A 23,229-nucleotide genomic window follows, 5' to 3' on the forward strand; every position below is an offset into this window, starting at 1 on the left:
GTTATTTTAAAATGGTCAGGAGTCGGCGTATTTTACAAAATATTTTGATGGGTGGCTTCTTAGTCGTCCTCTTTTGTGTAGTGTTCCGATTATTTCCTCATCCCGCACTTTCAGAGGGTTTTTTATCTTCAACGGCTTATTATGATAGCAATGGCAACCTACTTCGCTTAACACTTGCTAATGATGAACGCTATCGATTATGGACAGATTTAGACGACATTTCGCCTTTAATGGTTGAGAGTGCCATGCGATATGAAGATCGCTGGTTTTATTATCATACAGGTTTTAACCCTTACAGTTTAATTCGTGGTTTTTTTGTCAGTTATATTTATGGTGAACGATTACAAGGTGGCTCTACTATTACAATGCAATTAGCGCGTATGCATTGGCAATTAAATACGCGAAATGTAGGGGGAAAACTGGTTCAAGTATTACGCGCTATCCAATTAGAACTCAGTTATTCAAAACATGATATTTTGGAAGCGTATTTTAACTATGCACCTTATGGGCGAAATATAGAGAGTGTTGGGGCAGCAAGCCTGATTTACTTTAATAAAAATCCTAAAGAATTAACATTACCCGAAGCGTTAACACTTGCCGTATTACCTCAATCACCCAGTTACCGGATAGAACCAAATACCGATGGTATTAGTCTCTCTTTAATGAAAACACGTAACCAGCTTTATGATTATTGGTTAAAAGAGCACCCTAAAGATGCCAATTTATCTGCACTCTTCCAATTGCCTCTTCAGTTACGTCAACCAGAAAAAATGCCTTATATTGCCCCTCATTTAGTGGAACAAATAGAAAAACAAGAAAAATTTAATCCAAGAAAACCCACAACTATAGTGACAACGCTTGATCTTTCATTACAGAGATTAGTTGAAAAGCAGGTTGATGCCTTTATTGAGCGAAATAAACATCTTGGTGTTAAAAATGCTTCGGTGATCCTCGTTGATACGCGAGATATGGGGGTTAAAGCGTTAGTCGGTTCGGCAGATTATTATAATGTGGATATTCATGGGCAAGTTAATGGAACTAATGCCAAGCGTTCACCGGGTTCAACATTAAAGCCTTTTATCTATGCATTAGGATTAGAGCAAGGCATTTTACATCCCCGAACAATTTTAAAAGATGTACCCTCTACCTTTGGCAGTTATGCGCCAGAGAACTTTGACTTACGCTTTTTAGGGCCTATTTCTGCCACTCAAGCTCTCAATTATAGTCGAAATATTCCCGCGGTAGCTATTGCTTCACAATTGAAACAGCCTACGCTTTATCAGTTTTTACAAATGTCGGGTGTCAGTAATATGGCCAGTGAAAAACATTATGGTTTATCGCTGGTGCTTGGAGGTGGCGAAATTACGGTACAAGAGTTAGCAAAGCTTTATGGAATATTAGCTAATCGGGGAGAGCTTAAACCATTAAGAATGCAAAGTACGGATACTATTGCTAAACCTATCCGATTGCTAAGTGAAGAGGCAAGCTTTATCACGCTAGATATGCTAGGGCAACATCGAAGACCCGATGATACTCTTGCTCAAAAATCTATGACTTTACCCATTTATTGGAAAACAGGCACCTCTTGGGGATTTCGTGATGCATGGAGTAGTGGGATCTTTGGCCCCTATGTTTTAGTGGTTTGGATCGGTAACTTTGATGGTAAAGGAAATAGCGCATTAATTGGCGCAGAAGCTGCTGCACCTCTATTTTTTAATATTATAGATAATATAGTTGCAGACTATCCGAAACTAAAAGAGCCTCGATTTAAACTGCCTGAAAATATTAAACAAGTCGATATTTGTTTGGCGAGTGGTAATTTACCTACACCATGGTGTCAACGTAAGGGTAAAACATGGTTTATTCCAGGAAAATCACCGATTAAAGTGGATACTATTTATCGGCCTTTAGCAATTGATAAAATAACAGGAGAGGTTGTCTGTCCACCATATAATGAAGATCAGGTAAATATCGAAATTTTTGAATATTGGCCTTCTGATTTAGCCAAAGTATTTGCTCAAGCAGGGCTACCAAAGCGAACACCTCCTTCTACCGCTCATTGTAAAAATGGAGATATGGCCGTGACAGGGACACCTCCTCGCATATTATCGCCATTACGAAATACAACCTATACCTTAAGACGAGCATCAGTGCCAAATACGTCCATTGTATTTAATGCAACAGCAGATAATGACAGTAATATTATTTACTGGTTTGTTGATGATGCTTATTTGGGAAACAGTACCAATCAACGTTCAATAGAGTGGCAGCCAAAAGAAAGTGGCCGCTACCGCATACGTGCCGTTGATGATAAAGGTCGAGCAGACACTCGTAATATTCGAGTTGATATTATTGGTGTGATGAGAACACAAGTGGCAGAAGTAGATTAATATTAGTGTTAAAAACCACTGATTTTACTTAATGATTGTCTTGAAATTTTAATATTAATTTCTATCGTGATCTTATTCTAACTATTATAACTCGATATTGTTGCAAGATAATTATTAGGTAAAATATTAAAAAATATTTTATCTTGTCAGCAAGGAAGAAATAATCAGTATGAAAACTCGAATTCTAAAATTAGCATTATTAGGCGCATTAACGTTACCTTTAGTTGGATGTGGTGATGGAACACCTAATTGTGATAGCACTGAAGCAAAGAACTTAGTGGTCGATATTACGAAAGATGAATTACGTGATCAAAAAATGGCCGCAGTGATAGATCAAATTAAGATAAAAGTGGAAAGCGTGCGTACTCGTGAACATGACGAAAAAAGAGATACTTATTCGTGTGCGGCTGAACTTTCTTTTGAAGGTAAAGGCGGTAAGAACTCGATTCCAATTACTTATACCATCGAAAGTACGGATGATGGCAAAGAATTTTACGTCAATGTATTTGGTTTATAATTGATTCAGATAAAAAACCATCGTTATGATGGTTTTTTATTTTAAGAGGGCATATGACTGATTTTAATAAACAGGAAGATTTTTGTGATGAATCGGTAAAAAAGAAATACTCAGCCATTATAAATTTAGCAAGAAATACAGCTCTAAAACATGATGAATTAGAAGATAATCTTTTATGCTCTACTAACTTAGTTGATGTGCTTAATATTAATGAAAATAAACATAGTATTATTTTAAAGAAAATATTAAACAATAAAAAAGGTAATGAATATAAATTTATTCCTTCTTTTTTAAAACGGGTTTTAAAGAAAGAAATTATATTTAATTATAATGAATTAAAAATTAAAACAGAAATTAATAGAGTTGATATTAGTATTGAAGATGGATTTAATGCAATTATAATAGAAAGTAAAGTTTGTAATGCACTAGATCAAGAACGACAATTGGAAAGATATATTGAGAAATTTATCTCTAATGGATATCAAGAAGAGAAGATTTTTATTTTATATTTAACGGGGCATAAAAAAGAAAGTTACCGACCTGAGAGTCTTGGTAAGTATAAAGAAAGTAATAAGGTTTATTTTAAACTTTCTTCATTTGAAAGTGAAATATTAACATGGTTAGAAAAGGATGTTTATCCTCATATAAATAAAAACAATAAAGCTTTTGATTCTTTTGTTTATCAATATAAAGATAGTTTGAAAATTAAATTTCTAAATCAGCATGAAGAAGAAAAAAACAAAATGAATGATGAAATAAATGACTATATTCTTAATGAAATAAATATATCTGAAAATTACATTGATGACAGCATTGATGAGATAAAGAAAATCATTAATGATACAGAATCATTAAGAAAAAATTTAAATACTCTCTTAATAAGAGAAGTAGAGAGAGTTTTTACTTTATGGGGTAATAAAATAAAAAATGATTATCCTCAGTTAGCGTTTTCAGATGATAACTGCGAAATAAATGAAAAGCATGTTGGTGTTTTAATCAATTATAACAAAAATAAATTTTCGGTTGCTATCGAAAAAGATAGCTCGAATATTTATATTGGTGTAAAAGTTCATTCTTATAAAGAACCAGGGCTTAATGACGAAATAGCTAAATTATTAAATAACGTATTTGATACCTCTTATAAAATAGGAGTAAATTATTGGTATGGATGGAAATATATCAATAATTATGGCCAGGTTTACTCTAATTTTGAATTATTATTGGATAAGATAAATCAAGAGATAGAACTGCTATCTGAGAATAAAAAGTAGATATATAAATACTAACCCTATATATCTACTTGTAATAAATTACACTAGATCATCCAGAAACTCGGGTGATGGAACAAAGAATAATGTACCTGTTATAGGAGTGCTGAATTTAAGTAATTTATCAGTATGACCTTCAGGTGTGCCTGCAAACATATTTTCTAACATGCGACGGGTTGTTGAAAAATAACGTGCATAACCAATAAAATAAGTACCATATTCATTTTTTGATGGATTGGAAAAAGGCATATTGGCTCTGACAATTTTTAAATCATCACCGTTTTCATCTTGAATATTGGTGACAACATTATGAGAACCGGGCTCTTTTTCTTCATCGGTTAATTCAACATCGTTGAATTTATGTCTACCAATGACTTTTTCTTGTTCGATAAGAGACTGCTTTTCCCATGCTTCCATATCGTGAATATACTTTTGTACAAAGGCGTAGCTACCTCCTGAAAACTCAGGATCTTCATCACCAATAACAGCATAAGAAGCACGCTCATCTTCATATTCAGGGTTTTCAGTTCCATCGACAAAACCAATAATAGAACGCCCATCAAAATATCTAAATCCATGCACTTCATCGACAGGTGTAACAATATTCTTTAGCTTTTGGCTGATGATAGAAGCTAATTCGTAACAGGCAGAAACTTTGAGAGCTCGAATATGGAAAAAAAGATCGCCCGAAGTAGAAACCGCAGTATAAGTATCACCTTTAATTTCTTTAAAGGTATTTAGCTCTTTGGGTTTTGCTTGATTGGGAAATAATGTAGCCCATGCATTTGTACCGAAGCCCATTACACAGCTTGTTTCCAATTCAGGAAAACGTGTTCTCATACTACGTATTAGACCAGAAAAATTATTACAAAGATCGATCAGAATTTCGCGGTTTTCAGGTGAGTGGATGAGGTTAAAAACTAAAAAATAGGCATTCTCACAGGGTGATTTCGTAACATCTTGGTATTTCATGGTGATCCCTAAATGACGAATAATAATTAAGTCATATTTACAAAATATTGTTTTTTAGTTTTACACCAAAACTCTCCCTATTACAAAGAAAGGGAGAGGTTTTTATCCTGATTTTTATAAAAAAAGAATGGAAGGCTATGTTATTCTTTTTATTTTGTAGCATATTAATGTGATGTGTTAATTAATACTTTCATGACTACGATAAATTAAAGATAAATGAGGATGTTGCCATAAACTTGCTGGAGTGACGGTTGTTCTTTCCCAAGGAATTTGCCCAATAAACCATAATTTCCAAAATTGTAATTTAGCATTAGGATTTTTACTTAATAATTCTTGGAAGGTTTCGATTTCACCTACACGAATAGAAAGCGCTGATTTATAAATATCGAAAACAAATTTAGAGCAAAATTGACGGGAAGAATCGTATTTGAATCCTGTATGGTAAAGCTTATTTAATCTTTCTGGGACTTGTGCGATAAGTGCATTTTTTTGTTCATTGGATAATTGTGTTGATAAACGGCGTATTGCATAGCGTTTATCAGCTGAACGATTAATAAAGCGAGTTAATGTCGTTGTTGTTGAGAGTGGAACACGGCTTTCTGCTACTAAATAATCTTTACCATTATGGCCAATAATAATGCCAACATGGTTGCTCCAGCATAAAGAAGCTGAGGAAATTTGACGAAATAAAGAGGTACCAATACATGTAAATACGATATCACCAACTTCTAATTCTTGTGGATAATCAAGTTTTATCATCATTATATTACCTATTAAATAGAAGCATAATTATCATTCTTTGACTCTAATAAATAGATATGGTTTCTATTTTATAACTCAATGACTTTAAAATAAAAAGTAGACCGCAACTTAATAAAATCTTAATTTTAAGAACAATGTAATTTTTTATTGATAATAAGATGCTTAATTTAGAATATTTTAAAAAACATTGTGATTAATCCAATTGTTCATCTGGAATATCATATTTTACGACAACACTATTTTTATAAAGTAATTCAGATTTCAGTAATTTAGGGAAAGCGCCTACATTATTCTTAGTATAAATATCTCGCCAAATTTCATTGCAACGATACACATGCTCTCCTTTTTTAATAAAAGCAGAGGATTTTTCGTAGATATGATAGCGATACTCCCTCGCTTTGTTACAGAGCAATTCTCCTTCTAGTTGATGCTCTGCTACATGTAATTTAATTTGATAATCATAAGGTGTTGGATTATATAAAATTAAATCCACATAATTATAGAAAATAGCAGCGCCAGATCCAAAAGGAAGAACTCTTCCCTCATCAGGAAAAGGATCAAAACTATGATTAGCTTTTTCAATCACTTTTAACTCAGAATGTAGTGCTAGCCAATGAATTAAATTACTTGCCTGACAAATTCCGCCACCGACACCTTTTCTAGCCTCACCGTAAGAAAGTTGCATGCCATCAATAAAGCCTCGTTTATAACTAGGTTTTCCAACTAGATAGCAAAAAGAGAAATACTCACCAGGATGGATAATGATGCCATCAAGTGCTTTTTCAACTAATTTAAGATTTGTAATTTTATTGTATTGTAATTGAATATCACTTTCGCCACGGCGACTAATTAATTTAGATGTGTGTTTTAGATAACGGTATAAAAGTCGTTGTTCTGGTTGAACATCTCTACTGTATTTTCGGCCTGAAAATCGCCAGCTTAGCGAACGAAACAAACGACGTTGCGCCACTCTCAAAGTATAAAGAATAGGGTGATAGGATGAGAGTGTTTTACGCATAAAATCCTTTTAAACGATATTAGAGAAAGGTAGAGAATAGGGAATGTATCATAACGATTTAGCAGAGATATTGATACGCGAATATCCCTAAAATAAGGTAACTAAGAGATTAAATAATCAATTTACTTATTGATATCTTTAGTTAAAATCTGAGCTTGAGATTGTAAGACTGATAAGAAGTTCTTAGTAGCAGGAGAGATATACTTTTCTTTATGATGAAAATAACGAATACCTCGACTAAATTGAATATCATCAAAAGAAACTTCACATAAAAGGCCTGATTTTAATTCTTGTAAAATAGATAAGCGAGATAAAACGGAAATTCCTAATCCATGAATAACACCTTGCTTGATCCCCTCTAAACTATTTATTTCCATTACATTTTTGATCTCTTTATTACTTTCTTTGATCCTGTCTAATAAAAAATCACGAGTGGCAGAGTGCTCTGGCTTGATCAGAAAAACTTCAGATGTAATATCAGAAAATCTACAATGTTTCTTTTTGGCTAACCAATGTTTTGGAGAACAAATCAGCACGAGAGGATCGATAAGAAACGTATCAAGGTGATATTCAGTCGGATCTAAATAGATATGATCTGACATGATTAAAAACTCTAATTCTTGGGTATCAAGTTTATGGATAAGTTGTGTTGAACTTGAAATATCCATGCTGAGTTTTACGTCAGGATACTGTTCTCTAAATTGAGCCATAATTTGTGGCAACAGGTAAACACCAACAAAATGACTAGCGCCAAACTTAATTTCGCCTTTAGAGGGATCATCAAATTGTCGCATATGTTCAGAAGAGGATTTTACTAAATTAATAATCTGAGTTGCATATTGTTGATATACCTTACCTTGAGGCGTTAAATAAAGCCGATTGTTGATCCTTTCAAACAATGTTGTTTGTAACTCTTCTTCCAATTTTCGGATTTTTATACTGACACTGGGCTGAGTGCAAAATAGACGCTCCGCAGTTTCAGTCACATTAAAACCGTTAGCAAGTAATAGAAAGGCATCTAATTGGCTTAAGTTCATATCAATACCATAAATTATTTTTATAGTGATAATATATTAATACAATTATCTTTATACCTCAATATTTCTATACTGGACTTCCTACCCTACATATTAAGAGGAACCGGTTATGGAAAAGACTGCGAAGCGAGATGATATCGCTAAACCAGCGCCATCATCACCAGAACAAAACAGCAAAAAAATAACATTAAAAACAATAGGAATACCTTTAGCTTTATTGGTATTACTCACTCTGTTCTTTATGCCAACACCAGATGGATTAAGCATTGAAGGACAAAAAGCGATTGCTATTTTTTGTGCGGCATTAATTTTATGGGTGTGTGGATCGTTGCCCATTTATTTAACGTCAATGTTAGTGATTGTGTTACTCCCATTAACAGGCACTGTAGCAAAAGAAAAAGTTGTTTTTGGTACATTAGGCTATGACGTTATTTGGTTGATGGTGTCAGCATTTGTTTTAACCTCGGCAATGATCAAATCAAATATTGCCAGACGTTTTGCCTTGTGGATGATCACAAATTTTGGTCAGACTCCCAAAAAAGCACTCTTTGTTCTTATTCTTATTAACTTCTGTTTAGTTTTCTTTGTTCCATCAACAACTGCTCGTGCAACATTAATGGTGCCGATATGTATGATCTTATTAGAAATACATAAGGCTATTCCTGGAAAAAGTAATTACGGAAAATTAATGATGTTGCAAGGTGTGCAAGCCGATGCATTAGCAACATCAGGAGTGATGACAGGAACGGCGGCTAATATTATTGCGGTTGGGTTTATCAACTCACAAGCCGGTGGCTCTATTGGTTATATGGATTGGCTAATTGCTTCTTTCCCATTGGCAATTGTGGGAATGACTATCTCCTTTTTTATTGGATTAAAACTTTTCTCTTTTAAAGGAGAGGTCGATTTCGAAGGTTCTTTAGAGAAATTAAAAAAAGAACGCTCACAACTTGGTTTATTAACCAAGAATGAGAAAAAAGCCATGTATATCTTTTTAATGGCGGTCTTTTTATGGGCAACAGAAAGTTATCACCAAGATATGTTTGGTTTTAAAATTAGCGTCTATATGACAGCTGTCATTGCTGCCATTCTCTGTTTGATGCCACGTATTGGTTTATTAACGTGGAATGAAGCCAATATCAAATGGGATCTAATGATATTTGCAGCAGGTGCTTATGCGGCTGGTAACACCTTAGAATCTACAGAAGGTGCGCAATGGTTAATTGGTAAAATGGTTTATGGGCTTGGGCTAGAAAATATGAGCACTACAATGGTCTATATTGTGGTTGTTTTTATCTGTATGTATAGCCATTTAATTTTTACGAGTAAAACAGTAAAAACAACCATATTAATTCCAGCCATTATTGCACTTGCTAAAACATTGGGCATGGATCCGGTTACATTGGCATTAGCTGCGTCATTTACACTGACTTATACCATTACCCTACCACCACATTCAAAAGTAAATACTATCTATTTCTCAAGTGGCTACTTTAGTGTATTAGAGCAAATGAAATATGGATTAATTACTTGTTTTGTTGGGGCGTCGGTAATTTCTATCGCGATATTTACTTGGTTCCAAATTCTTGGATATGGCCTATAAACCATTAAATTAAGGAATAATAATGAGACTAATTTTATTAAGACACGGTGAAACCTTATGGAATATGGAATCGCGCTTACAAGGACATGCTAATTCATGTTTATCACCAAAAGGAATTAATCAAGCAATGGCGATAAAAGAGAGTATTAAATTATTATCGCCAGCTCGGATTATCACGTCAGATTTAGGTAGAACAGTACAAACAGCAGAAATTGTTGGTCATCCAAAAGCTATAAAAGAGCCATTATTGCGAGAACTAAATATGGGTGAATGGACAGGACAAAGAAAACCAGAACTGATAAGACACCATGCAGATAAATATAAAAATTGGCGAGCTGGAACTTATACACCACCTAAAGGCGAAAATTGGTTTGATTTTTGTGATCGCATAGGGGCTGCATTACAAGGATGGGTACGTAAAGAAGATAGTGATTTATTAGCTGTTGTACATAGTGGGGTTATTCGAGCAGCTTGCAAAGTTTTTTTAAATCTATCTCCAGAGTTTTTATTACCTGCAACACCAGGAACAATAACAATATTAAATTTTGACTTGAATTCTGATAAAGCACCAAAATTAGAAGCTTATAATATTGGTTCCTATATGCCAGATAAGAATGTCGCTGATTAAGATTAATAAGAAGTGGTTTTAAAATTAATCGTTGTAATTTAATTTATATAGCTATCTAAAAAACACTCCGATATTAAATCAGAGCAAGGGAAACCTTGCTCTTTTTTTGCTTATGGAAATGAAAAAAAATCATATATTTTATATGCAATATTTTTTTATTCTTTTTTTATTCAAATTGTAACTGATAAGTTAAATCGAATTTTGTTCAAAAATAGCAAGTTAAGGATTTAATTTAATCAAAAAAGAATAAAAAGTAGATTTTATTGTTAAGAGAAAATAATACTTTTCTTTATTCACACTATATGCGTTATAAAACGAAATAAAAAACACATTTATTAATAAGAAATAGTATTTAACTTTTATTTTGATTTAACAATGTTGTATCAATATATGAAAATTTAAAATAATTAAAAATAAACTTCATTAATTAACTAATGAAGAGTTTACTTGGTTTTAAATTCTGATTTAAATCAAAAAAGTGAATATTATACCGCTATAACCAAAACTTGTTTATTATAAAAAACAATTAGATAATACTCATATTCTGAGTTAATTAAGTATTTTTAATTAATTTGGTTTTATTAATAAAAATTAATCGGAGTAAAAATGAGAAAAAACTTACTTGCAACATTAATTGCTGCTACCACTATCTTTGTCGCTAATAATACATTAGCCGCGGATGGCACTATTGATTTTACAGGGGAAATCATCGATAACGCGTGTGAATTAGCGGCTGGTTCAGATGCATTAAAAGTGAATCTTGGTAAAGTTTCTAAAACAGCATTACCAAGTACAGGAAGTACAGCAGCAGCAACGAAATTTACAATTAAATTAATTAATTGCCCTGCAACTATTAATAGTGCAACCGTAAAATTTGATGCTGACTCTTACTTAGGTGACGACACTGTTATTGCATTAAGAAAGGATACAGGGGTAGCGACAGGAGTTGGTATTCAAATTACAGATGATACAAATACGGTAGTTCCATTATTTACAGCATCTAAAGCGTATGCATTAAAAACAGGGGTGGAAAATAATTTAGATTTTCGTGCTCGTTATATTGCAAAATCTGACACAGTGACTGTAGGTCCTGCAAATGGTAATGCAACATTTACAATTAATTATAATTAAAAATAATTAAGTAGTAACAAAAGGATTAAAGGGATTTGATCCTTTATTTTAAAATTATGGTGATAATATGAAATATATTCTGTATGTTTTAATTTTTATTTTACCTCTGATAAATACTGCGAATGCTGGTGTCATTATCGGTGGTACTCGGGTTATTTATGACGAGGGAAAAAAAGACGTTAGTATTGGTGTTGAAAACCCTGATGCTATTCCTTATTTAATCCAGTCTTGGATTGATGATATTAATGAAAATGAACAACCTTTTTTTACTATAACTCCTCCATTATTTAGGTTAAATAGTGAGAATACTAATGCGTTAAGGATATTCTTGACTGAAAATAAATTACCTAAAGATAGAGAATCACTTTTTTGGTTAAATATAAAAACAATTCCAGCAACAGAAAAAACGGAAAACTCATTACAAATTGCCTTTAAAACACAAATTAAATTAATTTTTCGCCCTGAAGGTTTGAAAGGTGTTAATTTTATAGAAGAACAGAAAAAACTAGAGTGGTCAAAAAATGGGAATAAAATAAATGTAAAAAACCCGACCCCTTACTTTATTAATTTTCAAATAGTCAAATTTAATGGTTTTTCTGTTAATGATGTTTCATATGTCGAACCTTATTCAACAAAATCTTTTGATATTAATAATAATGAAAATCATGGCATTATAAGTTGGGAGATTATTAATGACTATGGTGCAACCACTGAACTATCGGAAGTTAAAATATAATATCTAATAAATTTAGGTTTTAATATGAAATTAAATAAAGTATGTATTAGCCTATTTTTATATTTAGGCTATATAGCCTCATTATATGCAGAAGAGATAAACTCAAAAAATACCTACTTCGATCCGGATTTTTTAGAGTTACCCAATAAAGGCTCTATTGATCTATCTCAATTCGATAATGATGAACAGTTAGCAGGTATTTATTATGTTGATATTTATGTTAACACTAACTTAATTGGTACTAAGAAAGTCAAATTTGATAAGAAAGATAATGGTGAATTAATCCCATGTTTATCAATAAAAGATCTTGATAGTTTTGGTATTAAAACAAAAGAATACCAAGAGCAATTAAAATCGAATGATCAATGTGTGGACTTATCGATTATTCCTAATAGTAAAAGCGAATTTGATTTTAATTCTCAACGCTTGTATTTAAGTATTCCCCAAATTGCGTTAGATAATAAACCGAGAGGATTTGTTAATTTAGATAATGTTGATAATGGGATAGCCGCATTGCTCTTAAATTACAGTTACAGTGGCTCAAAAAATTATGATAGGAAGAGCAATGGTTCAAATATAACATCAAATTATCTTAATTTAAGACCCGGTATAAATCTGGGACCTTGGCGCTTGAGAAATTATACAACTTGGTCAAATAGTAGTGACAGCTCAAGCCAATGGGATACCGTTTATACGTATTTATCTCGTAGTATTAACCAAATTAAAAGCCAATTAATTCTAGGTGATGGTGTTTCTCCCTCATCTGTCTTTGATAGTGTGCCGTTTAGGGGAATACAACTCGCTACAGATGATGATATGCATCCTGAAAGCTTACGTGGATATGCTCCAGTTGTACGTGGGATTGCCCGTAGTAATGCTCAAATTACGATCAGACAGAATGGTTATACAATTTATCAAACTGAGGTTGCCGCTGGGCCTTTTGAAATCGATGATTTATATCCAACGGGAAGTAGTGGTGATTTGTATGTAACAATTAAAGAGTCTAATGGCAGTGAACAACATCAAATAATCCCTTTTGCCTCTTTACCTGTTTTACAACGAGAAGGGTATTTATCTTATAGTATTACTGGGGGAGAATATCGCTCTTATGATAAAGATATTGAAAAAAAGAAATTTGGACAGGCGACTTTAATTTATGGTTTACCTTATGGAGCGACTGCTTATGGTGGTAGCCAAATAAGTAATAAATATCAATCATACTCTCTTGGTTTAGGGCAAAATTTAGGCGCTTTAGGCGCGATATCAATTGATGTCACTCAGGCTAATTCAACCTTGAATAACGGTAGCACAGAGCGTGGACAGTCTTATCGTTTTAGATATAACAAGAATTTAAATACGTTAGGAACAAATATTGCGTTAGCAGGATATCGTTATTCTACTGGTGGATATTACAGTTTATCTGAGGTTTTTGATGAATATCGTAGTGGAATGAATGCACCAGAGATTGAACGACGTCGTAATCGTGCTGAAATTACGATCAATCAAAATTTAGGTGAAAGTTATGGTTCACTTTCTGTAGGTTATGTTAGAGAAAATTATTGGAATAGTGAGAGAAAAACACAATCAGCGACAGTCGGTTATAACAATAGTTGGCAGGGGATAAGCTATGGGCTGAACTATATTTATAATAAAAATACGAATCGCTATTCTTATAAATCAGATAGTTATTCTAAGAATGAAGATGATCATCAATTAGCATTTTCGGTTAGTGTGCCATTTAGTTTCTTTGAAGATACCTTTTATTATAACTTTAATACGAATAGCAGTAGTAATAGTCCGAGCACAGGAAGTGTGGGCATCTCCGCATCTCAGTTAAATAATCGGTTAAATTGGAATCTTCAACAAGCTTTTACGAATCAAGATCAAGGATCTTCTGGAAATTTAAACGCATCTTATAAGGGAAAATACGGGGAGTTGTCAGGAGGAAGTGGGTATAGCAAGGATAATTATAATTTATATTATGGCGCAAATGGAAGTTTAGTTGTTCACTCTGGCGGGATTGTTTTAGGGCAACAGCTTGGAGAAACGGCGGCTATTGTTGATATTCCAGATGCCGCAGATGTTGCTATTTTAAATCAGGCGGGAGTTAAAACGAATGATAATGGCTATGCTTTAGTACCTTATATTACGCCATATCGTAAAAATACAATTGATGTTGATACTTCGGCATTACCAGAAGATACCGAAATGGCGCTGACAAGTCAGACCGTTTCACCAAGCCGAGGTGCTTTAGTTAAAGCAAAATTTGCAGCTAATGTCGGATATAGAGCATTAGTAAAATTAACATTTGAAAACGGTGAACCACTTCCATTTGGGGCACAGGTTATTTTTAATAATAATTTACAATTAAACAGTATTGTTGGAAAAGATGGAGAAGTGTATTTATCAGGGCTTAATGAATCGGGGAAATTTATTGTTAAATATAACGATGCTCAATGTAGTGTAAATTATAATTTATCAGGAGTGTCTAATTATTTAGGGCTTTATAAAATCACTGCTATTTGTCAAAAATAAACTGACATAAGTTTACATATTAATAAGATAATCTCTTTTTGGCTAATTTAAATATAGCTAAGGGTGTTCTCTGCGCGTAGGTAAATAAAATGAAAAAAAGAGTCAGTAGTTTTATATTAATAAATATATTTTTAATAAGTTTTTGGTCTAAAGCATCAGATAATATTACCTTGAATTTCTCTGGGAATATAAGGGTTTCAACTTGTAATATATCTAATGGAAGTAATATTAATGTTGATTTGAAAAATATTCCTGCGGCTAAATTTGAGAAAGCGAATACCTCATCTGAATGGAATAACTTTTATATTAATTTTACAAATTGTTCTACAGCTATTAATCAAATACACCTGACATTTTCAGGTGTTGCTGATACTGCAGATGCGAATAGCCTATATAAAAACCAAGGAAGTGCTAAAAATATCGCTGTGCAATTAGAGAATGGAACGGGTACGGTGAAGCTAGGAAATAAACAATCATTAGTTCTCACATTAAATGGGAAAACAGACGTTAATTTATGGTTACGAACACGTGCTTTTAGTCCATCAGGAAAAGGAATGCCGGGGACAATATCAGCGAAAGTAACTGCCAATATTGTTTATTTATAAAAGAGAAAAACATGAGAAATTTAATATTTTTATTGTATTTTTTTTCATTTTTTACAATGGCAAATACTGTCAATATCAATATTTATGGTTCAGTGACAGTATCACCTTGCGAAGTTGTTAGTAAAGATTATTTAATCGATTTTAAAAAGGTAAATATCAGAGAGTTAAAAAGTACACAATATACTGATTGGATTAATTTCTCAGTAAAATTAAAAAATTGTCCTATAAGTACCCAGAAAGCAATAATGACAATAACAGGTGTTGCAGATCCTAATAATGGAAATTATTTTATTAATAATGGGACAGCGAAAAATATTTCATTAAATTTGATAGAAAACATTAATAAAACAAATGTAAAAAATGGGACTAAATTAGAAACTACGATTAATAGCGGAACAAAAACAGCAGAATATCTCTTTGCTGCTAGATTAATTAGAACAAGTAATGAAATAACTACAGGCTCATTTAAAAGTCACCTTGAATTTACATTACTTTATAATTAAAAAATATTTAATTTAGGAGATAAATGTGACAAATAAATATCCAGTATCAAAAGCAATAGGTAAAAAAATTGCATACTACAGAAAAATGTATGGGATTTCATTGGATGAATTAGCGGAAAAAATTGGTGTTAGCCAGCAACAACAATCAAGATATGAAAGAGGTATTAATAGAATTAATATAGATAGATTAAATCAATATGCAGAAATATTTGGTGTTCACTTAAAGGATTTTTTTATTCTCGATGAAAAAGACGATAGTGAAATTAAAAAAATTCTATTGAAAAAAAATGAGATGAAAAATGAAAGATACAATAACTAAATCATTGTTATTAAGTGGTTTTTTGTTTTATTCCACTTATTCGGTTGCGGCTTGCATTCAAAATCCAAACTTTAATAACATTATTGTTAATGTGCCTAATCGAGAGTTTAATATTCAATATGACGACACCACAACACGAACACTTGCTGAGCTTAAAATTACGTATAAACAAAATTTTATTAATACATTCTCAGGAAAAGATGGTAAATGCGGAAATTCTGTTATTTCAGGTGATTATATTAATGGATGGGTAACTAATTCAAATAAAATAGCAGCAACCAATATTCCGGGTATAGGGATCCGAGTCAAGATGACAGAAATTGGTTATATAAATACCACGTTTAGTCGATTCGCAGATAATCTTAAGTATGAAATTAGAAATCCTTATTGGACTGTGGAAATAATAAAAACAGGTAGAGTAACTCAATCAAACTCTTTAACCGCAGGAAATTTAGCACGAATGGTACAAACGAATACATTACCAAATAATAGCCGATGGATTTTATCGACATTAAGAATACCTATCGGTGCGATAAAGGTAAATTCATTAAAATGCACCACTAAAGCGGATAGCTATAATATCAATTTAGGCACATGGTATGATACCCAGTTTAAAAACATTGGAGATGTTAGTCAAAATGTTGATATTCCGATCACCTTAAATTGTGCAGCAGGAACAAATATAAAGGCAACTGTAACAAGTAGTGCTGGATATATTGACGTGAATACAGGAAAGTTAAATTTGTCGGGTTCAAACAGAGCTACGGGAATAGGGATACAACTAGTTGACCGTAATAATAATCCGATTAGGTTAAATACAAAGCTTAGTTTACAAAATAACGTCTCATCTGGAGATTATATTTTTAACTGGAAAGCACGTTATATTAAAACGGGTAGTAAGATAACAGCTGGTTCGGCTAATTCAACCGCAACAGTAAATATTTTATATGAATAAATTTATAAAAATAAGTACATATTAATTTATTTTTAAGGATATATTGTGAACAAGAGAATATCGAAGATAGTTGGAAAAAAAATTAGATGTTTGAGAGAGCGATACTCTATGAGTGGTAATGATTTTGGTGCTTTACTCGGCATTAGCCAGCAGCATCAATCTCGTTATGAAAATGGAGTAACTAATATTCATGCTGATACTCTTTATAATTTATCTTACCTTTTTGATGTTGATCCAGAGTATTTTCTAAGCGATTTACAGATTGAGGATAATAAATTAGATAAGGATAGGATTGAATGTAATAAAAATCACTATATTGCTGAATCATTATTTTTAAAATGAAGTTAAATATAAATAATGCCTAAGAGCTGAATAAACATTTATAAAAATGAAATAATCGCTGATACTTAGGCATTTAAGTTTAAATTAATTAAATAGTAAAGATAAAATTCTTGTCTTTTTTACCAATACCCTAATACTTTCCACCATAAGCTTCCGAGTGTTAACCAAATAACTAAATTCACTACACTCATAACAAAACCGGCTTTCCACCACTCTCCTAAAGAGGCATAACCTGAGCCGAAAATAATCGGTGCTGTACCTGTGCCATAATGGGTAAGAGACATCATTAATGATGAGGAAAAAGCTAAAATTAACCCTAATAACATCGGTGGCGCGCCGAGTGCTAAACCTGCGGCATAGAAAGCGGCAAACATTGCAGTAATATGCGCGGTAGTGCTGGCAAAGAAATAGTGAGAATACACATAAATTAACACCAGTAATATCATGCCACTGACCCAACTAATTCCCATACTATCAATACTTGCCCCTACGCTGAGTGATAACCACTTAATTAATCCTAATTTTCCTAAGAAGGATGCCATCATCACTAAAGCTGAGAACCAAACGACGGTATCCCAAGCACCTTTATTTTTTAAAATATCATCCCAGTTTAAAACACCCGTACATAATAAAATAGATAAACCAATAAAAGCCGCAGTGGTGGCATTTACGCTAAATCCATCACCAAATAACAATGCAGGTACACCTGCCCACATAATTAATAATAAGGCGAATACTGCAAGGGTTATTTTTTCAGGTAATGAAATAGGTCCTAATTGTGCTAAACGCTCTTTAGCAAAATGTGGCGCATTCGGGGTGCTGGTTATTTCAGGTTTATAAAGAAGGTAGATAACAATGGGCATTAATATTAATGAAACGATAGCGGGCACAAACGCAGCAATTGCCCACATAGACCAACTAAGTTCATGTGTAGGATCAGTTTCACTGATAATTAAACTCACTATAAGTGGGTTAGGCGCTGTTGCCGTAATAAACATGGCAGAAGTAATTGGATTTATATTGTAGTTCACTAAAGAGAGGTAACGACCTATTTTACCACTTGTACCGTCTTCTGCTTTAGAGTTAAAACTGTCTGAAATTGAACGCATAATCGGGTGAATAATACCTCCACCACGAGCAGTATTACTTGGTGTTACTGGGGCTAATATTGTTTCGGCAATGGCTAATGAGTAAGCTATTCCAATCGTTTTTTTACCAAATAGTGAAATAAAATAGTAACCAATTCTCGCACCAAGCCCAGTCTTATTTAGGCTCATTGAAACCATAATAGAAATACCAATTAACCAAATAAGATCATTAGAAAAACCACTTAATGCATCACCAATAGCGGCTTTAGTTGAATTAGGGTTAGTGACACCAGTAACAGCCACTAAGGCAATAGCAATTATAGAAACAGCACCGATAGGAAGTGCTTTACCAATAATAGCAGCGATAGTCCCAACAAAAAGAGCTAATAAATGCCAAGCATTGGGATCAACGCCTTCTGGAACGGGAATCAAAAACCAGATAATAAGGGTAATAGAAACAGCGATTAAAGTAGGTATGGGTCGTAATGGAGTTAATTTGTTCATCAGGTTATTCCATTAAGTTGCAGGTTAAATAAATAATCAGAAGTAAAAATGAAACTAATAAGTATTTTTATTGCTAGTAATCTTATTAACATATTATTAAACATTCATTGACTGATGTCATAAAAATAAAATTATTTGTTAATTCGTTTTTTAATAATGGTTTTTATGTAACTCGATGTTGTTAAAATAAAAACCAATTCTTTATCTTTTTGTTTTTTATATTGTTTTTGCGGTTTTTAATGATTGATGTTAAAATTCAATAATAGGTGGAAATAAAATATAGTTGTGATAAGTGAAGTGATTTGATATCACATTTATCATATTTCATACATTTAACAAAGATAGATTGTGTTATTATTTCTAATCGCCTTTGTTCTATTAATCTACGAAAATAAAAATGCTTTTAACAATAATTGAATAATAGAAAAGAAAAATAATATCTTTTTTTGCTATAATATTGTTGCCTGAAACAATTCAGCTCAATATTGAAAATAACCTAATAGGTGATACGCAATGAAGTATGATTTAAACGACCTCTACTATTTTGTGAAAGTTGTTGAGTTCGGCGGTTTTTCTCAAGCGGCAGAAACACTCGGAATACCTAAATCTAAACTCAGTCGTCGTATCGCAGATTTAGAAGAGAAACTCAATGTCTCTTTAATTTATCGCTCTACTCGTCAATTTCATGTCACCAAAATTGGGCAAACTTTTTATCAACAATGTAAAAATGTGGTTGCAGAAGCTGAAATTGCGGAGGAGGTTATTTGCTCAGCACAAGGGCACCCTCATGGAACAATTAAGCTCTCTTGTCCTGTTGCATTATTACAAATATATATTCAAGATATTTTGGTCGATTTTATGGAAAAATATCCGGATATTAATATTCAGATATTAGCCATTAATCGTCCAGTTGATGTGATTAGTGAAGGCCTTGATCTTGCATTACGAGTCAGAGCATTGCCACTAGATGATTCAGGTTTAACAATGAAAATTCTAGGTTATTCTCGACGTGTATTAGTCGCTAGTCCCTTGCTTTTTAAAGGACGTGAGGTCCCTGAGTCACCAGAACAACTTGCAGATTATCCTATTTTGGCAAATAGCGAACACTCACAACAATATACACTAACGCTGACACATGAAACGGGTTCTGTTTCCACTCAGCATGTTACCCCTAAATTAGCCACAACCGATGTTTTGACTCTTTATAAAGCAACATTAAAGGGATTGGGTATAACAAGATTACCCTTGAGTGTGGTTGAAAAAGAGTTACAAGATGGCAAGTTAATTGAGGTATTGCCAAGTTGGCGTTTTCCTAAAGATGTGATCCATGCCGTTTATCCATCAAGAAAAGGGCTATTACCTGCAATCCAAGTATTATTGGAATACCTTGCTGAAAATATGTCACCAATGAAAGAGTAAAATTGATATAAAAACGGCTCCAAATAGAATAAGGAGCCGTTTGATTTCTATTGTTTTTGTATGAAATAACAACGTTATTCGTTAGGTATACGGCCAAATTTACCTTGGTTAAAATCATCAATGGCTTGTCTGATTTGCGCTTCACTATTCATTACAAAAGGGCCATAACCTACGACAGGCTCATTAATAGGCTCACCACTGAGATATAAGACAACGGCATCTTCAATTGCTTCAAGATTAACAGAGCCTCCTTCATTATCTAAAATAACCAAATCTCCAGTTTGTAATTGGGTTTGATTATCAAGATAAACACTACCATGTAATACGACTAAGCCAACATAACGCCCTTTTTTCGTTGGCAGTGTGGCTGATTTTGCATTCTTTAATTGCAGATCCCACACATCCACAGGCGAAAAGGTTTTAGCAGCACCTTTAGTTTCATGGTAATCACCTGCGATAATACGAAGTTGTCCTGCATGATCAGGCAATGGGAGTACTGGGATCGCACTTTCTTTCAGTAATTGATAGCCAGCAGGTGCTGATTTGGCATCTGATGGGAGATTAACCCATAATTGCACCATATCTAATACACCCCCTTCTTTGGTAAATGCATCAGAATGATATTCTTGATGCAAAATACCCGATGCCGCAGTCATCCATTGCACATCACCAGGACCAATAACACCGCCTTCACCCGTTGAATCATGATGTGCAACTTCGCCTTTATAAACGATGGTCACTGTTTCAAATCCACGGTGAGGATGTTCACCCACACCTCGGTTATGGCCTTGAGAGGCAGGAAAATCGGTTGGTCCTGCTCTATCTAACAGTAAGAATGGATTTAAATATTTACCATGATCACCATAACTAAACAGTGAACGCACATGAAAGCCATCACCTACCCAATGTTGACGAGGTGCTTTATAAATACCAATAACTTTTTTCATAATGATATTCCTATAAAATTTCTATAGGACGTATTTTAAAGTAATTAATATATTTAAGTAGTATTAAAAATAGATTTCATTATTCTAAGAATAGAACAATAACAAAATGTTTCAGTGTTCTATTTTTAGAATAGTGTTTATCATAATTGACTCTAGCGATATTTTAATTAATTGACTATTGTTTATTACAACGAGGGGGGAACGATATAAAGATATCATCTTTTAATATTTCTCCTTAACTCAGTTAATAATCAATATTTATTAATTAAAAGGAATAAGCAAATGAGCGCTCCAGCAAATTTTAATGGCCAACGTCCTGTTATTAATCCAGAAGATGCGGTTATGTTATTAATTGATCACCAAAGTGGTTTATTCCAAACAGTTGGTGATATGCCTATGACTGAATTACGAGCACGAGCTTCAGTATTAGCGAAAATGGCAACATTAGCTAATATGCCGGTAATTACTACAGCATCTGTTCCACAAGGCCCAAATGGCCCATTAATTCCTGAAATTCATCAAAATGCACCACATGCTAAATATGTTGCACGTAAAGGTGAAATAAATGCGTGGGATAACCCTGAGTTTGTTGAGGCTGTTAAAGCGACAGGCAAAAAACAATTAATTATTGCTGGCACTATTACGAGTGTTTGTATGGCATTCCCTGCTATTAGTGCTGTTGCTGAGGGTTATCAAGTCTTTGCAGTTATTGATGCATCAGGAACTTACAGTAAAATGGCGGAAGAAATTACCTTAGCTCGTATCGTTCAAGCAGGGGTTGTGCCAATGGATACTGCTGCGGTTGCTTCTGAAATTCAGAAGACATGGAATCGTGATGATGCTGCACAATGGGCGCAAGCATATACCCAAATTTTCCCTGCTTATCAATTATTAATTGAAAGTTATAGCAAAGCTCAAGATGTATTAAAAAATAACGAGATATTAGATTCTCAGCGTTAATTAATTCTCAACTCTCTTTGTACTTTATATTATCTGTGTTTAAAAATGCCCATAAAGTATTTTCTTTATGGGCATTATTCTATAAAAATAGATTAGGAAATTATAATGAAATTTATTTTACCGGCTGTATTATCTTCATTATTACTTGTGCCAGCAGTACAAGCCAATGAATATAAACTTGAACCAACGCATACTAAGGCAATGTTTTATATTGATCATTTTGGGACATCTACCAACAGTGGTGGTTTCTATGAAATTGAAGGTGATTTAACATACTCACCAGAAAAAAATATAGGAAAAATAAACGTTTCTATTCCAGTTAAAACTCTAAATACGGGATTAACGGCATTTGATAATCATGTGAAAAGTGCAGATATTTTAGATGCGGATAAGTACCCAACAATTCAGTTTTCATCAACAAAATGGTATTTCTCGGATAATAAACCCACATCTATAGAAGGGCTATTAACGATAAAAGGAAAAACATTGCCAGTTAAATTAACAACAACCAAGTTTAATTGTTATGAAAGTCCTGTATTTAATGCATCAGTCTGTGGTGGTGATTTTGAAACAACTATTAAACGTTCAGATTGGGGCGTGGATTTTTTGGTCAAAGAAGGGATGGCTGATAATATGACATTAAAAATTCAAGTTGAAGCTATTAAGCAGTAAATTAAGTCATATTTTATTTTTATTTTATAGGAAAGGCCTTGTTAAATATGAGGCCTTTTCTGTTTTTATATAACAATAAATATAATTTAAGTTAGGTGCTAAATTCTAAAAATAGAGTTAAAAGAGAGTTTGTTTTTAATTGTTGATAATAATGATTTATTGCTGTATGTTATCGAATTGTTGCTTTAATTTTATTTCCCATTGTTTTGTATGATTTTTATTGCCATTGTTTTGTTTCTGATACGTTAAATTTTGCCTTTCTATTTTTGATTTTATCTCTGAATTAATAAACTTTCCTCATCATAATTTATTTAATAA

At 33.0% G+C, this 23,229-nt stretch carries 22 protein-coding genes; 16 read left to right on the forward strand and 6 right to left on the reverse strand.

Features of this window, described 5'->3' with window-relative positions; all coding sequences use genetic code 11:
• Positions 1–11 precede the first annotated feature (11 nt).
• The 3 genes from pbpC (at position 12) to ABN217_RS15085 (ending at position 4,178) form a co-directional block, all read left to right on the forward strand.
• On the forward strand, positions 12–2,390 hold the full coding sequence (pbpC, locus tag ABN217_RS15075; RefSeq protein ID WP_349459576.1) for a penicillin-binding protein 1C: 2,379 nt from the start codon (positions 12–14) through the stop codon (positions 2,388–2,390).
• A 169-nt stretch (positions 2,391–2,559) separates the two neighbouring features.
• Complete coding sequence (locus tag ABN217_RS15080; protein ID WP_072070169.1) at positions 2,560–2,907, forward strand: hypothetical protein; 348 nt, start codon at positions 2,560–2,562, stop codon at positions 2,905–2,907.
• 53 nt (positions 2,908–2,960) lie between these two features.
• Positions 2,961–4,178, forward strand: coding sequence for a PDDEXK-like family protein (locus ABN217_RS15085; RefSeq protein WP_196553865.1), 1,218 nt, complete (start codon positions 2,961–2,963; stop codon positions 4,176–4,178).
• Positions 4,179–4,217: 39 nt separating this feature from the next.
• On the opposite strand, the gene ABN217_RS15090 is transcribed toward ABN217_RS15085, so the two are convergent.
• The 4 genes from ABN217_RS15090 to ABN217_RS15105 all read right to left on the reverse strand — a co-directional run bounded on the left by ABN217_RS15090 (position 4,218) and on the right by ABN217_RS15105 (position 7,964).
• Positions 4,218–5,147 (reverse strand): Dyp-type peroxidase, encoded by a 930-nt coding sequence (locus tag ABN217_RS15090; protein ID WP_349459577.1) that lies wholly within the window; start codon positions 5,145–5,147, stop codon positions 4,218–4,220.
• 177 nt (positions 5,148–5,324) lie between these two features.
• Positions 5,325–5,906 (reverse strand): YebB family permuted papain-like enzyme, encoded by a 582-nt coding sequence (locus ABN217_RS15095; protein ID WP_072070201.1) that lies wholly within the window; start codon positions 5,904–5,906, stop codon positions 5,325–5,327.
• Between the two features lie 196 nt (positions 5,907–6,102).
• Positions 6,103–6,927 carry a VanW family protein gene (locus tag ABN217_RS15100; RefSeq protein ID WP_349459578.1) on the reverse strand — a complete coding sequence of 275 codons (825 nt, stop codon included), beginning with the start codon at positions 6,925–6,927 and terminating at the stop codon, positions 6,103–6,105.
• Between the two features lie 122 nt (positions 6,928–7,049).
• Positions 7,050–7,964, reverse strand: coding sequence for a LysR family transcriptional regulator (locus tag ABN217_RS15105; protein WP_349459579.1), 915 nt, complete (start codon positions 7,962–7,964; stop codon positions 7,050–7,052).
• Between the two features lie 109 nt (positions 7,965–8,073).
• Here ABN217_RS15105 and ABN217_RS15110 point away from each other — a divergent pair, with 109 nt between their 5' ends.
• The 10 genes from ABN217_RS15110 to ABN217_RS15155 all read left to right on the forward strand — a co-directional run bounded on the left by ABN217_RS15110 (position 8,074) and on the right by ABN217_RS15155 (position 17,321).
• Positions 8,074–9,567: a DASS family sodium-coupled anion symporter gene (locus ABN217_RS15110; protein WP_196553868.1), complete on the forward strand. Its 1,494-nt coding sequence runs from the start codon at positions 8,074–8,076 to the stop codon at positions 9,565–9,567.
• A gap of 22 nt (positions 9,568–9,589) precedes the next feature.
• A complete protein-coding gene (locus ABN217_RS15115; RefSeq protein WP_196553869.1) occupies positions 9,590–10,195 on the forward strand; it encodes a histidine phosphatase family protein in 606 nt (201 codons plus the stop codon).
• 606 nt (positions 10,196–10,801) lie between these two features.
• Positions 10,802–11,326: a fimbrial protein gene (locus ABN217_RS15120; protein ID WP_072070161.1), complete on the forward strand. Its 525-nt coding sequence runs from the start codon at positions 10,802–10,804 to the stop codon at positions 11,324–11,326.
• Positions 11,327–11,393: 67 nt separating this feature from the next.
• Positions 11,394–12,062, forward strand: coding sequence for a fimbrial biogenesis chaperone (locus ABN217_RS15125; protein ID WP_196553870.1), 669 nt, complete (start codon positions 11,394–11,396; stop codon positions 12,060–12,062).
• A 24-nt stretch (positions 12,063–12,086) separates the two neighbouring features.
• Positions 12,087–14,597: a fimbria/pilus outer membrane usher protein gene (locus ABN217_RS15130; protein WP_196553871.1), complete on the forward strand. Its 2,511-nt coding sequence runs from the start codon at positions 12,087–12,089 to the stop codon at positions 14,595–14,597.
• A gap of 89 nt (positions 14,598–14,686) precedes the next feature.
• Positions 14,687–15,202 (forward strand): fimbrial protein, encoded by a 516-nt coding sequence (locus ABN217_RS15135; RefSeq protein ID WP_072070158.1) that lies wholly within the window; start codon positions 14,687–14,689, stop codon positions 15,200–15,202.
• Positions 15,203–15,213: 11 nt separating this feature from the next.
• Complete coding sequence (locus ABN217_RS15140; RefSeq protein WP_072070157.1) at positions 15,214–15,705, forward strand: fimbrial protein; 492 nt, start codon at positions 15,214–15,216, stop codon at positions 15,703–15,705.
• Positions 15,706–15,730: 25 nt separating this feature from the next.
• Positions 15,731–16,024 carry a helix-turn-helix domain-containing protein gene (locus tag ABN217_RS15145; RefSeq protein WP_115350812.1) on the forward strand — a complete coding sequence of 98 codons (294 nt, stop codon included), beginning with the start codon at positions 15,731–15,733 and terminating at the stop codon, positions 16,022–16,024.
• Entirely contained in the window at positions 16,005–16,979 is a 975-nt protein-coding gene (locus ABN217_RS15150) for a fimbrial protein (protein WP_349459580.1), read from the forward strand. The genes ABN217_RS15145 and ABN217_RS15150 overlap by 20 nt, the downstream gene beginning before the upstream one ends.
• Positions 16,980–17,024: 45 nt before the next feature.
• A complete protein-coding gene (locus tag ABN217_RS15155; RefSeq protein WP_196553873.1) occupies positions 17,025–17,321 on the forward strand; it encodes a helix-turn-helix domain-containing protein in 297 nt (98 codons plus the stop codon).
• 119 nt (positions 17,322–17,440) lie between these two features.
• Here ABN217_RS15155 and ABN217_RS15160 read toward each other — a convergent pair whose 3' ends face one another.
• Entirely contained in the window at positions 17,441–18,913 is a 1,473-nt protein-coding gene (locus ABN217_RS15160; RefSeq protein WP_196553874.1) for an anion permease, read from the reverse strand.
• Between the two features lie 513 nt (positions 18,914–19,426).
• Here ABN217_RS15160 and ABN217_RS15165 point away from each other — a divergent pair.
• Complete coding sequence (locus ABN217_RS15165; protein ID WP_349459581.1) at positions 19,427–20,332, forward strand: LysR substrate-binding domain-containing protein; 906 nt, start codon at positions 19,427–19,429, stop codon at positions 20,330–20,332.
• A 74-nt stretch (positions 20,333–20,406) separates the two neighbouring features.
• Here ABN217_RS15165 and ABN217_RS15170 read toward each other — a convergent pair whose 3' ends face one another.
• Entirely contained in the window at positions 20,407–21,279 is an 873-nt protein-coding gene (locus tag ABN217_RS15170; RefSeq protein ID WP_196553876.1) for a pirin family protein, read from the reverse strand.
• 282 nt (positions 21,280–21,561) lie between these two features.
• Between ABN217_RS15170 and ABN217_RS15175 the strand changes: the two genes are divergently transcribed.
• Entirely contained in the window at positions 21,562–22,239 is a 678-nt protein-coding gene (locus ABN217_RS15175; RefSeq protein ID WP_072070150.1) for a hydrolase, read from the forward strand.
• Positions 22,240–22,344: 105 nt separating this feature from the next.
• The gene (locus tag ABN217_RS15180; RefSeq protein ID WP_196553877.1) at positions 22,345–22,911 is read left to right on the forward strand and encodes a YceI family protein; all 567 of its coding nucleotides are present in this window, start codon (positions 22,345–22,347) and stop codon (positions 22,909–22,911) included.
• Positions 22,912–23,229 lie beyond the last annotated feature (318 nt).

The sequence above is a fragment of the Proteus sp. fly-1067 genome, from assembly GCF_040139345.1.
GTDB lineage: Bacteria > Pseudomonadota > Gammaproteobacteria > Enterobacterales > Enterobacteriaceae > Proteus > Proteus vulgaris_B.

Coding starts and splice junctions, on each gene's coding strand:
- ABN217_RS15140 (WP_072070157.1), top strand. CDS start 15,214: ATGAGAAATTTAATATTTTTATTGTATTTTTTTTCATTTTTTACAATG.
- pbpC (WP_349459576.1), top strand. CDS start 12: ATGGTCAGGAGTCGGCGTATTTTACAAAATATTTTGATGGGTGGCTTC.
- ABN217_RS15180 (WP_196553877.1), top strand. CDS start 22,345: ATGAAATTTATTTTACCGGCTGTATTATCTTCATTATTACTTGTGCCA.
- ABN217_RS15095 (WP_072070201.1), bottom strand. CDS start 5,906: ATGATAAAACTTGATTATCCACAAGAATTAGAAGTTGGTGATATCGTA.
- ABN217_RS15090 (WP_349459577.1), bottom strand. CDS start 5,147: ATGAAATACCAAGATGTTACGAAATCACCCTGTGAGAATGCCTATTTT.
- ABN217_RS15085 (WP_196553865.1), top strand. CDS start 2,961: ATGACTGATTTTAATAAACAGGAAGATTTTTGTGATGAATCGGTAAAA.
- ABN217_RS15105 (WP_349459579.1), bottom strand. CDS start 7,964: ATGAACTTAAGCCAATTAGATGCCTTTCTATTACTTGCTAACGGTTTT.
- ABN217_RS15100 (WP_349459578.1), bottom strand. CDS start 6,927: ATGCGTAAAACACTCTCATCCTATCACCCTATTCTTTATACTTTGAGA.
- ABN217_RS15135 (WP_072070158.1), top strand. CDS start 14,687: ATGAAAAAAAGAGTCAGTAGTTTTATATTAATAAATATATTTTTAATA.
- ABN217_RS15170 (WP_196553876.1), bottom strand. CDS start 21,279: ATGAAAAAAGTTATTGGTATTTATAAAGCACCTCGTCAACATTGGGTA.
- ABN217_RS15115 (WP_196553869.1), top strand. CDS start 9,590: ATGAGACTAATTTTATTAAGACACGGTGAAACCTTATGGAATATGGAA.
- ABN217_RS15080 (WP_072070169.1), top strand. CDS start 2,560: ATGAAAACTCGAATTCTAAAATTAGCATTATTAGGCGCATTAACGTTA.
- ABN217_RS15120 (WP_072070161.1), top strand. CDS start 10,802: ATGAGAAAAAACTTACTTGCAACATTAATTGCTGCTACCACTATCTTT.
- ABN217_RS15160 (WP_196553874.1), bottom strand. CDS start 18,913: ATGAACAAATTAACTCCATTACGACCCATACCTACTTTAATCGCTGTT.
- ABN217_RS15130 (WP_196553871.1), top strand. CDS start 12,087: ATGAAATTAAATAAAGTATGTATTAGCCTATTTTTATATTTAGGCTAT.
- ABN217_RS15175 (WP_072070150.1), top strand. CDS start 21,562: ATGAGCGCTCCAGCAAATTTTAATGGCCAACGTCCTGTTATTAATCCA.
- ABN217_RS15165 (WP_349459581.1), top strand. CDS start 19,427: ATGAAGTATGATTTAAACGACCTCTACTATTTTGTGAAAGTTGTTGAG.
- ABN217_RS15150 (WP_349459580.1), top strand. CDS start 16,005: ATGAAAGATACAATAACTAAATCATTGTTATTAAGTGGTTTTTTGTTT.
- ABN217_RS15125 (WP_196553870.1), top strand. CDS start 11,394: ATGAAATATATTCTGTATGTTTTAATTTTTATTTTACCTCTGATAAAT.
- ABN217_RS15110 (WP_196553868.1), top strand. CDS start 8,074: ATGGAAAAGACTGCGAAGCGAGATGATATCGCTAAACCAGCGCCATCA.